The organism is Nonomuraea sp. B19D2 (assembly GCF_040137845.1).
Classification (GTDB): Bacteria; Actinomycetota; Actinomycetes; order Streptosporangiales; family Streptosporangiaceae; genus Nonomuraea.
This window is the reverse complement of the sequence record NZ_JBEFAK010000071.1, coordinates 25110-38319: the sequence shown is the minus strand read 5'-3', so window position 1 is coordinate 38319 and position 13210 is coordinate 25110. Positions and strand designations below refer to the sequence as shown.

The window sequence follows — 13210 nt, the reverse complement described above, 5'->3', positions numbered from 1 at the left end:
CTCCACTCGTTCTGCGGTAATATTCCACCGAAGGAGTATGAAGGCGCCTTCTATAAGGCGCAGGAATCTGCTACGTCATTCGCAAGTTCGCAGGAATCGTAGCCTCCAAGATTCCCGGGACGGTCCATAGACCACACGGGGGACCGCGACGCCCAGGGCGTCACGGGCAACGTCGTGCAACTGTCTGCCCGCCGGCAGGCCGCTGGGCACGCCACTCCCGACGATCACGAACTGGTCCACGCCTTCCGTCGCCAGGTGACGTACCACACGGCATAAATACTGCAGCACGGCCCGTGCGGCCGTCGTCACGATGGGAGCGGCCTGGTCGTAGCGGCGGATTGCATCTCTGTCCGCCACGAAATTGTTCTTTCCACCCGTGGCGGCGTCGAGAACCCGGGTGATCCTTGCTTGGGTCATCTCCAGCTTCGCCAGGTTTCGGATGGCACGCTGACGCATTGAGTGTTGCCCCTTTCCCCTCGCCCACTATCTCGGGAAAAGCTGATCCTTTCGGACCCCACACTCGATGACCCAGACCATATGATCCTCGTTCAGGAGCAGATGACAACCGGAAAAGCCATCAGTTTTGGGTATATCTGGCTAACCCTCTAACGAGAATAACGATCACTCATTCGGGAAAGAGATCATTTTCCGAGTGAACGCGAAAGCCGCTCGCGATGGAAATTGAGGACCTCGAAGGTCTCCGCGCGCGTGGTCGTCGTCACCGACAGCTTCGTGAACGCCTGGTGGTACGCCTCCACCGCGGCGGTGTCGGTGACGATCTCGTCGGACTCGATGCCGTGAGCGCACGCGATGTCCGGCTCGAACGCCTCGGCGAAGCGCCACAGCGTGAACGGGCCGGTGCGCGGCACGTAGGCGGGATCCTCCATCGGCACCACGTGCAGCGAGACGTTGGGGCGTTTGGCGTGGTCGAGGAGCTGCTCGATCTGGCGGAGCTGGACGTGCGGCCCGACGATCGAGCGCGCCAGCACACTCTCGTCGATCACCGCCCACACCACGATGCCGCCGTCGCGGGCCACGGCCTCCTGGCGGGCCAGCACGAGGGCGAGCGCCTCGTCGACCGTCTGCTGCCCGAGCGTCGCCGGCCCGGCCGCGGTGACGGCGGCCCTGGCGTACTCCTCGGTCTGCAGCAGCGGCGGGACGAACTGGGGGTGGTAGGTGCGGATCACCGTGGCCCGCTGCTCGAGCGCGTACGCGGTGGCCAGCCAGACCGGCACCGACTGCGCGTCGTACCAGGCGGCCTCGCGCTCGCCCCTGGCCAGCGAGAGCACGTATTCGCGGATCGGCGGAGCGGCGACGCGGTAGAGGGTGAGCAGGCGCTCGACGGTGAAGGGCGCGGGGGCGATCCTGCCCTCCTCGATGGCCGGGATCGCGGCGGTGCCCTTGCCGATCGCGGTCTCCACCTGCTGCGTCGAGAGGTCGGCGGCCAGGCGCAGGCCGTGCAGCCGCTTGCCGAGCGCCCGGCGCTGCGGCCCGCTCAGCGGCGCGGCCGCCTCGGGGATGTCGGAGGACGTGGACTCGGGCTCGTCGGGCAGCCCCTCGGCCTTGCGGGCGAGCTCGACGACGCCGCGCAGGACGGCCAGCGAGCTCTCCGAGAGCCCGGAGGCGCCCAGCCCGGCGGCGGCCGCCCGCAACTGGAGGTCCTCGACGGCACCGGACTCCACGTAGTCGTCGCCGACCAGCCAGCCGACGCTCACCTGGAGGCAGGAGGCCAGCGCCCTGAGCACCTGGAGTGTCGGGTTGGTCTGCTTGCCGGTGCGCAGCTGGCTGACGTAGGCGCGGGTGATGGGGATGCCCGCCTCCGTCAGGGCGGAGGCGACCTGGGCGCCGGTGAAGCCGCGCTTGGTCAGCGCGAGATCGAGCCGCTCGGCGAAGTTCGCCACGGCACACCTCCTACTGCCCGTGAACTTTTCCAGCGTAAGGGACGCGGGGCCCACTGTCCCCTGCCATGCGGGCCAGCTCTGCCCCGCGAGTAGGTATCAACTTATGCGCAAACTGTCAGTTGACATAGTCCCGGTTATAAGCGGAGTATCGGAGGCGCTTGGTAACTGAGGCTTAACAGCCAGACGGGGAGGAGGTGACCGGACATGACCACGAACTCCTTGTTCCTGGAAGGTCCGGCCTCCACCGGCCAGGAGCAGGTGGTCCAGCGGATCTGCGCGCGCGTGGCAGGACCGGTGGTGGGAGCCGGTGTGCACGTCGCGAGCCTGCCGCTGGGCGGCCTCGAGGTCTGGCTGGACAGCCCTCGTCACCGGTGGCGCTTCCACCACCGGATGGCCCGCGAGCTGCGGCTGGCCGGATGGCACACGGAGACGGGACCTGATCGGCTGCTGTTGCTCGGGTGGAGTGCGGTCTGCCTGAGCCACCGGGCCAGGATGCTGAGCGCGGCCCTGGCGGGACGGCTGGCCGACTTCGACAAGACGGCGTTCATGGCCGTCATGATCGCCACCCGGCTGCGTCACGCGGGGTTCCCGGTCGAGGACCTGCCGGCCGAGGTGGAAGCTCGCTGCGGCGACGCGCTGCGCTGGCCCGCCCGGCTGGCCGATCTCGACGGCCTCGAACGCCGGTCGTCGCTGGAGCCGCTGAGGCTCAGGCTGGCCCAGGTGGCCGGGCTGGAGGCCAAGGTGAGCCGTCGCTGCGGCGAGCATCTCACGCTCGCCTCGAAAGTCGCGCGCACGGTGGCCGGTGGTGCGGTGCCGGCCAGGTCGCGCGCGCGTTCGTCGACATCGTGCGCCGCCACAACGGGCTCTTCCGGCCCGGGGGTGGGGCTGACGGAGCGCATGGTCTGCGTCAGCGTGCCCAACGTGGCCAGAAGGGCACCGGTGTCGTCATGATGTTCCCCGCCTCGCTCGCGCTGCCGCCCGGCGCGCCGCCCACCGGCCGCAGGCCCTGGGGCGTCGCGCTCTGGTGCGCGTGCGATGGAGCGGGAATGCCGGCGTCGCCATCAGGCGGCGGGCGGCTGCCGGCCGAGTACGGCCGGCCCGCCCCCTCGATGGCGGCGCGTCTGCCGCTGGCCCCGGCGCTTCCCCGTCCCCCCGGCACCGTGCGGCACGTGCCCGACTTAGTCGGCTCGGTGTTGTCGGCCAGCGCGGTAGCGGCTGGCGTGCTGGCCGACTCGAGGGGTAGCGCCTGGGGCTGGCTTTCTCAGCGTCCGCCGGGCCGTACGGCCGTGCTCGCGGTGCTGCTCGCGGGGCCGATCCCGGCCTTGTGGCGGCGTCACGCGAGCGCGATCGATCCGCGGCTCCGGCGGCGACGCGGTTTCCCATCGGCGGCGGGCGCGACCTGCCTGTCCGGCACGGCCTGGTCCGCCGTGCTCGCCATGGGGCCGCCTGATGTGGAGACGGCCGGGCTGCTGACAGCCATGATCGCGGCGATTCCGGCGGCCGTGGTGGCCGCCCGCCACGTCGGGCTCGTCGGGGCCGGCCACGGCGGGGGCGTCGCTCCGGGCGGAGGAGCGATGCTGGGTGGGGCGATCGGCGTGGTGGGCGCCATAGTGCTGATCGACCGGCCGTTCTTGAAGGTGCCCGGGTCCGGGCGTGCCTCCGTCCTGGTGGCCGTTCTCCTGGCCGCCGTCTTGCTCGCCGCCACGGCGCTGGTGCGGGTCGCCGGGGCGTCGGGCCGTGAGACCGAACCTCGATCTCAACGCGCGGCGGAAGAGGGGCCGGCGATGCCACGCCGGCTCCTCGCCGATCCGCGCGGCCGTTCCACCGCCCAGGAGCGATGGCCAGAAGCGATGGGTGGTCAACCCGCGATGAACAGGAGCGATCATGCTCACCGATGAGCTGCGCAGGTCCCAACCACATGAGTTCCACGCGCGCGGGGCGCGGCACGCGCCGCCACCGTCCTGGGGCGAGGACCAGGGCGACCCCCCGCCGGCGGAACCGGCGCGCACCGTGCACCGGCTGCGCCGCATCCGGCAGGTGTCCGTGCAGGCCATCACCGATATCGACCAGGCACTGCGGCACCGCGCTTCCTGAACCCTCAGCCTTCCCGCACAGGAGGAGAACCCATATGCGCACCGTCCTCGCCCGGAGTATGCAGTGAGCCGCGGGAGGGTGGGCGTGATCGTGGCGCCCGCGAACCCCTCGGCGGAGCCCGAGCTGACCCGCCTGCTCGGATCGCGCGCCGACATGCACGTCACGCGCCTCCCGGTACGGCCGGGGTCCCTGGCCGAACGGCTGGAGAGCTACAACGAGGCCCTGCCCTCCATGGTCTACGCGTTCGACGGCCTGCCGATGAGCGCGATGGTCATGGCCTGCAGCGAGCCCCGCTACCTGCTCGGCCCCGACGAGGACCGTGACCAGTGCGCCGAGCTGACGGCCGCGACCGGGGTGCCGTTCGCCTCGGCCACGCAGGCCACGCGCGAGGCGATGGAGCACGCCGAGGTGGGCGACATCGTGCTGGTCTCGCCGTACCAGCCGTGGCTGACGGAGCTGGCCGAGCGGTTCTGGAAGACGGCCGGACTCAACGTCACCCAGGTCGTCCAGGTACGCGCGAAGAACGGCTACTCCTCGTACGCGGTCACCCCGGCCGAGCTGATCAGCCAGGTCGAGCTGGCGGAGCTGCCCGGGGACGCGGTGCTGCTGTTCACCGGCACCGGCTTGGCCACACTGCCCGTGCTCGGGCGGCTCAGCGCCGGCAACGACCGGATCCTGCTGACCTCCAACCTCTGCACCGCCTGGTGGGCGCTGTCCAGGTCCATCGGGCAGCACGTGACGTTCGGCCGCGTGCCGCACCGCCGCTACATGGGAGGCGCGGCATGAACGGCGTCATCGTGGTGGGAGCGGGGCCCGCGGGGCTGACCGCGGCGCTCTCCCTGGCCAGGGCCGGGATCCCGGTCACCGTGCTGGAACGCGGGACCGAGCTCAGCAAGCAGACCAGGGCCTGCACGTTCCACCCGGCCACGCTCGACCTGCTCGACGACCTCGGCGTGGCCTCCCAGCTCGTCGCCAAGGGCCGCGTCGTGGACCGCGTGCAGTGGCGCGACCGGTCCGGGATCGTGCTGGCCGAGATGGGCATGAACCGGCTCAACGGCCTGACCAGGCATCCGTTCAGGATCCACGCCGACCAGGCCTCGCTGACCCCGCTGCTGCTCGCCGCCCTGAGTGCCTACCCGGACGTGGATGTGCGATTCGGCACCCGCGTGGACGGAGTGGCGGAAGGCGGCACAGGGATCCGGGTCCGCGTCGGCCACACCTGGACGCGGGCCCGGTACATGATCGCCGCCGACGGCGCGCACAGCACGGTGCGCGGCTCGCTGGGGCTGCCGTTCCCCAGGTCGGCCTATCCGACTCAGGCGCTGCGGGTGTTCACCGACTCGCCGCTGGACCGGCTGCTGCCGAGCCTGGCGCCGCTGACGTACGTGCGGGACGTGCAGCAGTCGTGCACCCTGCTCGGGCTGCCGGACCACTGGCGGATCATCTTCAAGATCCCCTGTGACACGCACGAACCGCTGTCGCCGCCCAACCTGTCCCTGCTGGTCCGCCGGGCCCTGCCGGGGGCGAGCGGGCCGATCCACGTGACGGGCGCCGACCGGTTCGGGCTGTCCAGGGGCGTGCTGACGTCGTACCGGTGCGGCCGGGTGCTGTTCGTGGGCGACGCCGCGCACCTGACCTCCACGGTCGGCGGGCTCAACATGAACGCGGGCATCCACGACGCCGCCGAGGTGGGCCAGGTGATCGCGGCCGTGATCGGCGGCTTCGCCCCGCCCGCCGCGCTGGAGGCGTGGGCCTGGCGGCGGCGCTCGGTGCTGCTGCAACGGGTGGTCCCGCGCGGTGAGACCCGGCTCGCGGGCGTGCGCGAGCACGACAGTGCCAGGCTGGCGGCGGCCATGGCCGGGCTGCGGGCCATCGCCGGCGACCCGGACGCGACGCGCGCCTACCTGGCTCAGGCCTCGCTCCTGGACACCGTGCCGAGGAAGCTCCTGGACACCGTGCCGGGGAAGAGGTGACGACCCCCGTATCCGCGTACTGACTGGAGGAGGTGTGACGCCGGATGTGGCGAACCCTGTCTGACGACGCTCGCCAGGCCATTCGCGACCTGTGCGACAAGCACGGAGCCCGCCTCTACGACTACTGCCGCACAGAGCTCGCCGCGGGCGACGCCGAGCAGGCGGTGGCCGGCGCGGCGCTGACGGCGCACCTGTACGCGGACCGCGTGGTCGACCCGGCCCTGCGCCGGCCCTGGCTGTACGCGGTGGCCCGCGCGCACCGGGCGGTCGTGGCCAAGCCCGCCAGCATCGGCTCGTGGTCGCGCCCCGGCCGCATGTCGGAGCTGCTGCCCGAGGCGCTGCTCTCCCTGAACCGCCCGCAGCGCGAGCTGCTCGACCTGTCTCTACGGCACGGCCTGGCCGACACGGAGCTCGCCGTGCTCTTCGAGCTGCGCCAGGACGAGGTGCGGGCCATCGTCACCCGGGCGGCCGCCTCCCTGGAGGAGTGGTTCGCCGCGATCATCGCCGCACGCGGCCACGACGGGTGCCCCGACCTGACGGCGCGGGTGTCGGAGTGGGTCGCCGCGCCCGGCCGGCGGGCCAGGGCCAGGATCGGCCGTCACATCCAGTCCTGCGCGGCCTGCCGGGCCGCGCCCAGGACCGTGTCGGCGGCGGCGCTGCTGCGCCGCCTGCCGATCACCACATTGCCCGGCACGCTTCCCAACCGGCTGGCGTTGGCGCAGCCGTTGCCCGGCGAGGGGCCTCTTTGGCGGGCGGACGGCTTCCCCGTGCAGGCCCGCACACTGGTGGAGACCGCCCCTTCCCCGGCTCCCCCGGTCGCCGACGCCACGCCGCAAGTCCCGGTCGCCGGCCCCACGACGGCGACATCGGGAAAGCCCTGGTCGGCGGCGGGCGCGGCTGCCGCCGACCAGGAGCCTCCCGCGGCCCCGGCCGTGCGCGGGCGGCATCCGTTCACACCGCCGAGCCGCACGCGGGCCTTCCGCGGCGGAGCGTACGGCGACAAGCTCGTCTACAGCGCCTCCGTCAAGGGCTCGAGCAACGGCGTCCACAGCCAGGGGGCCATCATCCGGTACGGCGGGATCACCATGGCCGGTGATCTGGTCGAGCTGCGGGACGGGCAGGTGCAGGAGTTCTGGCGGGAACGGCCGGACGACGACGATCCTGAGGCCGGGCCGCCGATCAGGGCCGTGGCCAGACTCGGGCTGATCGTGGGCGTGGGCCTGCTGGTGGCGGGCCTGGTCTGGGCCGTCGTGAACGCCCAGCGGCATCCCGCCACGCTCACCAAGGCCGCCGCGCAGACGGGCGTGCTGCAGGAGCCGCCCTCGGGATACGTGGCCGAGGTCGCTCCGGTCGCCGGCTCCGGCCTGACGAGCATGGCGAGGAAGGCCACGCTGCCCAGACCCGCGCCTCCGGTGGCCAGGCTCACGCCGTCGTCGGTGTCGCTGGGCTCCGGGCGTACCGGCACGTTCGCGCTGTCGTGCACGGGACGCTGCGAGATCACCTCGGCCACCGGCACGGACGGCATCGCCGTCTCCGGGACCACCTTCAAGGTGCGCGCGCCGCTCTCCCGTCACGGCTGCTCGCCGAGCGTGGAGCGAGGCAAGATCACCGTACGGTGGGCCGGCAAGACCACGGGCGACGGCAAGGACACCGGCGGCACCACCGCCGGGCGCGGCACCCTGACCATGAGCGTGACGTGGACGGTCGCCGGGAAGGGCGGCGTGCGGATGCTCGACAGGGAACGCGGGGTCCTCTACTGCCGGTGAGGGCCCCGGGCTCCCGCCCGAGGCCCGTAAGGCCGCTAGAAGAACGAGAACTCGGGCTCGGGCTGCGGCAGCTCGACCCGGTCGGGACCACGGAACGTGGCCGCGTCCTTCGGCACGTCGGCCAGCGGCGTGCCCAGGACGAACGGGACGGCGACGCTGGACCCGGCCAGGTCGAGGGTCACGTTCGCGCCGGTGCCGGTCTCGCCGCTGTAGGTCGAGTCGGTGCCCGCCACCACGAGACCGATCCTGTGGCCCTTCTTGAAGGTGTAGTCCTGCGGCAGCGTCAGCCACTTGACCGTGCCGTACGTGTCCGGCGGCAGCGGCGTGGGCTGGCTGAGCGAGCCGCGGTTCTGGACGTCGATCCAGCCGCGGGCGACGATCTCGAGCGGGCGGGTGGCCACGTTCGTGACGACCTTCTTGTAGCAGGCGTCGTCCATCGCGGTGCTCTCGCCGTGGCAGTCCTCTTCGGTGAGCGTGGTGATGCCCTGGCCGCGGCGCCAGTCGACGCGGGTGTCCTCGCCGAAGTCGACGAGCAGGGCGGTCAGGTTGGCGGTGGGCTTGTCCAGCTTGACCCGCAGTTCGGCGGTGGGCGTGCCGGACAGGCGCAGGTTGAGCGGGAGCTCGCCCGTGGTGAACGCCACCCGCCCGGGGTTCGCCGTGCCGACGTCGGCCACCATGTCGGACTCGCTCATGGCGACGTCGGTGAAGGACGCGGTGCTGTCCTTGGCGGCCGGCTTCAGCCCGAGCGAGCCGTCGGCGGCCGGGCGCAGCGACGCCTTGAGCGTGTACGGCGCCGGCCAGTCGCGCTGCGTGATCCAGCGAGCCGGGCCGATCTCGACGTCGGCGCGGGGATCGTTCATGATCCCGTTGCGTACGCCGTGCAGCCAGTGGTCGAACCACCGGTGCAGCGTGTCCACCCAGAGCGCCCTGCGGCCCTCGAAGTCGAACGGGTCCACGTGCTGGGTCTGGCCGACCCAGATCTTGCGCGGCACGTTCCTGGCGGCCAGGACCTGCCACCAGGCCGAGAAGTTGTCGGGCTTGACGTTGAGGTCGTTGACCGTGTGCACGACGAAGACGCTGGCCTTGACCTTGGAGGCGTCGCCGAGCAGGCCCTTGATGTAGTCGCGCTCGGCCCAGAACGGGTTGTAGTCGCCCGTGTCGTCGCCGTCCTCGGCGTCCATCTTGTCGCGTACGGGCTGGCACTTGGGCTCAGGGTCGGTGTCGACGTAGTTGGCCAGCCAGGAGGCGTAGTCGTAGTTGTAGATGACGCCGTTCGAGCGCTGGTACTTGTACCAGGAGCTGATCGCCGAGATGGGGACGATGGTCTTCAGGCCGTCGACTCCGGTGGCGGCGACGGCGTTGGCCAGGGTGCCGTCGTACGACTTGCCGATCATGGCGGCCTTGCCGGTCGTCCAGTCGGCCACCGCCGGCGTGCCGTCCCCCTTGACCGCCTTGGCGCGGCCGTTCAGCCAGTCGATGACGGCCTTGCCGCCCAGCACGTCCGCCTTGCCGCCGATGTCCGGGCAGCCCTCTGACCTGGTGGTGCCGAGCATGTCGACGTTGAGGACGGCGTAGCCGCGGGGCACGAAGTAGTTGTCGTAGAAGAGCGGGAACTTGGCGACATTTCCGGCGGACCCAGAAGAATCGTAAATTTTGCGCTCTGACTCGTTTCCGCGGCCCGAGTTGTCGTAGTACGGGCTCTCATCGATGATCACCGGCACCTTGAGCCCCGGGCCGGACTCCTTGGGCCTGATGATGTCCACCCGTACCTTGTCGAGCTTGCCGTCCAGGTCGCTGTCGACGGTCGACTCGACGTACACGTGCTCGCGGACGGCGTCCGCGTAGGAGAAGACCGGCTGCGTACGGCCGTTCTCGACGGTGATCGTGGGTCCGGCTGCCGCCTGGGCAGGGGTCGCGATCGCCAGGGTGAGGGCGACGGCGAGGAGGGCCGGTCGTAATTGTGGCACGCGTGACCTCCGGGACATTTGGCTAAATACACCGCAATCTCTCAGACCGCCTGGGACCTGACAAGATTTCCCGTATGGACGTAGTGGATCGAGTCCGGGGCTGTCTCCTCGGCGGCGCCCTCGGCGACGCGCTGGGGGCGCCGATCGAGTTCCAGTCGCTGCGGGAGATCCGCAGGGATCACGGGGCGGAGGGCATCACCGGATATGTCACGACGTGGCGCGGCCAATCCGGCCTCATCACCGACGACACCCAGATGACCCTCTTCACGGTGGAAGGCCTCCTCCGCGCCCGCGCCTCGGGGGATGGCGACGCGCCCGGCCCCTTGGTGGTGGAGGCGGTACGGCAGGCGTACCTGCGCTGGCTCGACACCCAGGACCACCGCACTCCCCCGCCCGCGGACCGCCCGCACCGCACCGGGCGGCTACACGAAGAGGGCTGGCTGTACTCGCGCAGAGCCCCGGGCAACGCCTGCCTGTCAGGCCTCCACAAGCCGTTCCCCGGCCCGTCCCCACTGGGCGAGCCCGGCCCGGTGAACCCGGGTTCGAAGGGCTGCGGCACCGTGATGCGCTCGGCCCCCTTCGGGCTGATCGCGTGGCACGACCCTCGGGAGGCGTTCGAGGTGTCGGCGGCGTGCGCGCAGATCACGCACGGGCACCCGACCGGCTACCTGGCCGCGGGGGCCTTCGCGGCGATCATCGCGCACCTCATGGCGGGCGAGCCCCTCGAGACGGCCGTCCGCGGCGCCCTGGACCTGCTGGCCACGTACCCGTCGCACGAGGAGACCAGCGCGGCCCTGCGTGCGGCCGTGGCGCTGGCCGGCGCGGGCGGCGGCCACTCGCCGGAACGGGTCGAGTCGCTGGGCGGCGCGTGGGTGGCCGAGGAGGCGCTGGCCATCGGCGTGTACTGCGCCCTGGCCGAGCTCTCGGTGGAACAGGCGCTCCTGCTGTCGGTCAACCATTCGGGAGACAGCGACTCCACCGGCTCAGTGTGCGGCAACCTGCTCGGCGCCCGCCACGGCGTCGCCGCACTGCCCAGCGCCTGGCTACGACCGCTGGAGGGCCGCGACACCATCGAGCGCCTCGCCACGGAGCTGGCCGGGTAGCCAAGATCACATTGCTGCGCGGCACTGTCCGCGCCGAGCCGCCGGTCGGCGTCTAGGCTGGATCTTCTCCAGCCGATGAGGAGAAGGCGCATGCGAAACGTCGCTCGGACCTCGCTCGTGGACGCCGCCATCGACGAGCTCCGCAGGGAGATCGCGCGCGGGGTGTGGCCGGTCGGCACCAAGATCCCTTCCGAGAGCCAGCTCGCGCAGAGCCTCGGCATGAGCAGGCTGTCCGTACGCGAGGCGGTCCGCGTCCTGGCCCACGCCGGGCTCCTGCACACCCGCCAGGGCGACGGCACGTACGTGACCGCCACCGACGAGTCCAAGGTCGCCCTGAGGCGGCGGCTCGACACGGCGGCGGCCATGGACATCATCGACGTACGCCGCGGCCTCGACCTGGTCGCGGCCCGGCTCGCCGCGGGCAGGCGCACGGAGGAGGACCTGACCGCGATGCGCGAGGCGCTGGCCCGCAGGGACGCGGCCGCCCGGGCGGGCGACCTCGACGGGTTCGCGGACGCGGACGTGGCGTTCCACGTGCTGGTGGCGGACGCGGCCCGCAACCCGCTGCTCGCCGACCTCTACCGCAGCATGAGCGACGCCCTGCGCGACAGCGTCAGGCCCCAGGAGCAGACCGCGCTCGGCCTGGACAGCTCCCACGACGATCTGCTGCGCGCCATCGAGGACGGCGACGCGGCCCGAGCGGTCGCCGTGTCGGTCGCCATCCTCGACCAGCAAGAACGCGAACTCTAGATCGGTCGGCGGGTCTCGCATCGGGTGCGACCAGGAGTGCCACGAGTCCCGGCACAGCACACAACGCCCTCGCCGCCCGCGCGGCGGCCGACATGGAAAGCCGGGGTGCGCCGCGACGCTGTGCCGCTCAGCAAGGCGGCGTCGCAGGCGCACCCCGGCGATCTACCCAAGCCCCGCGTCGGCGGCCTCATGGTGCGGGGCACCGGCAGCCATCTGCCCTTGCGGCGAGGGCGTAATCGTCGCGTGAACGGCCCGCAGGAAGAATCCTCTCCATGGGACCGCCAAGGTCCTGCGACATTTCCCGGCAGCACGCGCACAATGGAGGTAAGGCGAGAATTCGGCGAGGAGCGAGGAGGCTTGCGCCGTGTCCGCCGCCGGACGCGAATATCTGAACGCGATGCTGGACGTGCTCGTTTACGAGAACGTATTGGTCGCGTGGCGACGGAGCCCTTGGCGTGGATACATGATCCTCTCGCACGAGGGCGAGGAGATCAGGTTGACCACGCGACAGGCGGAAACGTGGGCGCGCGGCGCCTTCGCCGTGTACCTGGCGCTCGTCGACCAGCGCCGCATCACTCCGCGCATCCCCGGCGACACCCCGCGGACTTAGCCCGTCCCATAAATATCGCGGTAAATGTTTGATTTCCGCGGTCCGCACGCCGCCCTCGTAATAACTCCCATTGCCGACCGAGCGCGCGAACCTCCACGCCTTCCTCGCCGCGCCCAGCCGGGGTCACGACGGCTGGTTGTTCATCAGCTCCGAGATCTTCCACTCCGCGCCGTCCTTCATGAGCAGGAACATCTCGCGGTGGGTCCGATTGCCCGCCTTGCTCGTCGAGCGGACGACGGCGTTCTTGTCGCCGATCGTGCGCACGTCCTCGACGGTGTGCGTGGCCTGCCGCTCGCCCCCGGCCTGGAGCCGCTTCTGGAAGAGGCCGCGGATCGCCTCGGAGCTCTCCGCCGTGGCCGCGCCGTCCAGCTCGACCACCGCGGTACTGGCGAACGCGCCGACGACCTGGTCCAGGTTCCCGGACTTGAGCGCGGAGAAGAAGTCCTCGATAGCCGAACGGGGCAGCCCGGCGCCGGTATCGGTCGGCGTGGCGCTCTCGTTCCCCGTCTCCTCCGGGGACTCGCCATCGGTCTCGGTCTCGGTGGGTGACGTCTCCTCCGTCGGCGTCGCCGGGCTCGCCGCTCCCTTCATCGCTTGCGTACCGTTACCGCCCGCGGCGCAGCCCGCGGCCAGGAGGGCAGGGACGACCGCCGCCAGCAGGAGCCCTCTGCGCAGAAAAATCTTGCTCATGGCCGCTTTGATGCCCCTGCCGGTCATGAGCGAATGCGGGGTTTGGCCACTCCGCACGACGCCTTTACCTGGACGGGGTATTACTCACAGTAACGGTTCACTGGAATTGGTGAGACCGGTCAGAGCTTTGATCGTTGCCACCGCGAGACCAGCTCACCGGGCACCGCCGATAGCGTCCGTGCAGTGCAGCGAATTCAGGCGAACCCCGAACCTCTCCCCCAACGTGAGGACGCCGAACGTTGCGACAGCGTCGACTCAGGACGGCGTTGCGTGCTGCCGGCGGCCCATACGAGCCCCCACGTCTATCCCCCGGTGGAGACTGGAGCATAGCCCCCGGCGTGCCCGCGGCGCAGCCG

General features: G+C 71.2%; 13 protein-coding genes. 9 read left to right on the top strand and 4 right to left on the bottom strand.

Translation table 11 applies throughout. From position 1 onward, the window contains the following. Positions 1–75 precede the first annotated feature (75 nt). Complete coding sequence (locus ABN273_RS54915; RefSeq protein ID WP_349457729.1) at positions 76–456, bottom strand: SAM-dependent methyltransferase; 381 nt, start codon at positions 454–456, stop codon at positions 76–78. Between the two features lie 185 nt (positions 457–641). Continuing rightward, a complete protein-coding gene (locus tag ABN273_RS54910; RefSeq protein ID WP_349457728.1) occupies positions 642–1901 on the bottom strand; it encodes a Scr1 family TA system antitoxin-like transcriptional regulator in 1260 nt (419 codons plus the stop codon). A gap of 204 nt (positions 1902–2105) precedes the next feature. Between ABN273_RS54910 and ABN273_RS54905 the strand changes: the two genes are divergently transcribed. From ABN273_RS54905 to ABN273_RS54880, 6 genes are all read left to right on the top strand, one after another. After that, positions 2106–2852, top strand: a complete 747-nt coding sequence (locus ABN273_RS54905; protein WP_349457727.1) for a hypothetical protein — start codon at positions 2106–2108, stop codon at positions 2850–2852. Next, on the top strand, positions 2849–3799 hold the full coding sequence (locus tag ABN273_RS54900) for a hypothetical protein (RefSeq protein WP_349457726.1): 951 nt from the start codon (positions 2849–2851) through the stop codon (positions 3797–3799). The genes ABN273_RS54905 and ABN273_RS54900 overlap by 4 nt, the downstream gene beginning before the upstream one ends. Then, complete coding sequence (locus ABN273_RS54895; protein ID WP_349457725.1) at positions 3786–3995, top strand: hypothetical protein; 210 nt, start codon at positions 3786–3788, stop codon at positions 3993–3995. The genes ABN273_RS54900 and ABN273_RS54895 overlap by 14 nt, the downstream gene beginning before the upstream one ends. Before the next feature lie 63 nt (positions 3996–4058). Continuing rightward, entirely contained in the window at positions 4059–4781 is a 723-nt protein-coding gene (locus tag ABN273_RS54890; protein ID WP_349457724.1) for a maleate cis-trans isomerase family protein, read from the top strand. Then, positions 4778–5968 (top strand): FAD-dependent oxidoreductase, encoded by a 1191-nt coding sequence (locus ABN273_RS54885; RefSeq protein WP_349457723.1) that lies wholly within the window; start codon positions 4778–4780, stop codon positions 5966–5968. The genes ABN273_RS54890 and ABN273_RS54885 overlap by 4 nt, the downstream gene beginning before the upstream one ends. Positions 5969–6012: 44 nt before the next feature. Continuing rightward, complete coding sequence (locus ABN273_RS54880) at positions 6013–7734, top strand: RNA polymerase sigma factor (protein ID WP_349457721.1); 1722 nt, start codon at positions 6013–6015, stop codon at positions 7732–7734. A gap of 35 nt (positions 7735–7769) precedes the next feature. Here the strand turns inward: ABN273_RS54880 and ABN273_RS54875 are convergent, their stop codons facing one another. Then, on the bottom strand, positions 7770–9701 hold the full coding sequence (locus tag ABN273_RS54875; RefSeq protein ID WP_349457720.1) for a Xaa-Pro dipeptidyl-peptidase: 1932 nt from the start codon (positions 9699–9701) through the stop codon (positions 7770–7772). A gap of 74 nt (positions 9702–9775) precedes the next feature. Between ABN273_RS54875 and ABN273_RS54870 the strand changes: the two genes are divergently transcribed. From ABN273_RS54870 to ABN273_RS54860, 3 genes are all read left to right on the top strand, one after another. Continuing rightward, positions 9776–10804, top strand: a complete 1029-nt coding sequence (locus ABN273_RS54870) for an ADP-ribosylglycohydrolase family protein (RefSeq protein ID WP_349457719.1) — start codon at positions 9776–9778, stop codon at positions 10802–10804. A 90-nt stretch (positions 10805–10894) separates the two neighbouring features. Continuing rightward, a complete protein-coding gene (locus ABN273_RS54865) occupies positions 10895–11554 on the top strand; it encodes a FadR/GntR family transcriptional regulator (RefSeq protein ID WP_349457718.1) in 660 nt (219 codons plus the stop codon). 364 nt (positions 11555–11918) lie between these two features. Then, a complete protein-coding gene (locus tag ABN273_RS54860) occupies positions 11919–12164 on the top strand; it encodes a hypothetical protein (RefSeq protein ID WP_349457717.1) in 246 nt (81 codons plus the stop codon). A 123-nt stretch (positions 12165–12287) separates the two neighbouring features. Here the strand turns inward: ABN273_RS54860 and ABN273_RS54855 are convergent, their stop codons facing one another. Then, complete coding sequence (locus ABN273_RS54855; RefSeq protein ID WP_349457716.1) at positions 12288–12854, bottom strand: nuclear transport factor 2 family protein; 567 nt, start codon at positions 12852–12854, stop codon at positions 12288–12290. Positions 12855–13210 lie beyond the last annotated feature (356 nt).

What these genes read in the sequence shown, in the direction of transcription:
- ABN273_RS54915 (WP_349457729.1), bottom strand. Translation starts at nt 456, where the DNA reads ATGCGTCAGCGTGCCATCCGAAACCTGGCGAAGCTGGAGATGACCCAA.
- ABN273_RS54855 (WP_349457716.1), bottom strand. Translation starts at nt 12,854, where the DNA reads ATGAGCAAGATTTTTCTGCGCAGAGGGCTCCTGCTGGCGGCGGTCGTC.
- ABN273_RS54905 (WP_349457727.1), top strand. Translation starts at nt 2,106, where the DNA reads ATGACCACGAACTCCTTGTTCCTGGAAGGTCCGGCCTCCACCGGCCAG.
- ABN273_RS54880 (WP_349457721.1), top strand. Translation starts at nt 6,013, where the DNA reads ATGTGGCGAACCCTGTCTGACGACGCTCGCCAGGCCATTCGCGACCTG.
- ABN273_RS54885 (WP_349457723.1), top strand. Translation starts at nt 4,778, where the DNA reads ATGAACGGCGTCATCGTGGTGGGAGCGGGGCCCGCGGGGCTGACCGCG.
- ABN273_RS54895 (WP_349457725.1), top strand. Translation starts at nt 3,786, where the DNA reads ATGCTCACCGATGAGCTGCGCAGGTCCCAACCACATGAGTTCCACGCG.
- ABN273_RS54900 (WP_349457726.1), top strand. Translation starts at nt 2,849, where the DNA reads ATGATGTTCCCCGCCTCGCTCGCGCTGCCGCCCGGCGCGCCGCCCACC.
- ABN273_RS54865 (WP_349457718.1), top strand. Translation starts at nt 10,895, where the DNA reads ATGCGAAACGTCGCTCGGACCTCGCTCGTGGACGCCGCCATCGACGAG.
- ABN273_RS54870 (WP_349457719.1), top strand. Translation starts at nt 9,776, where the DNA reads ATGGACGTAGTGGATCGAGTCCGGGGCTGTCTCCTCGGCGGCGCCCTC.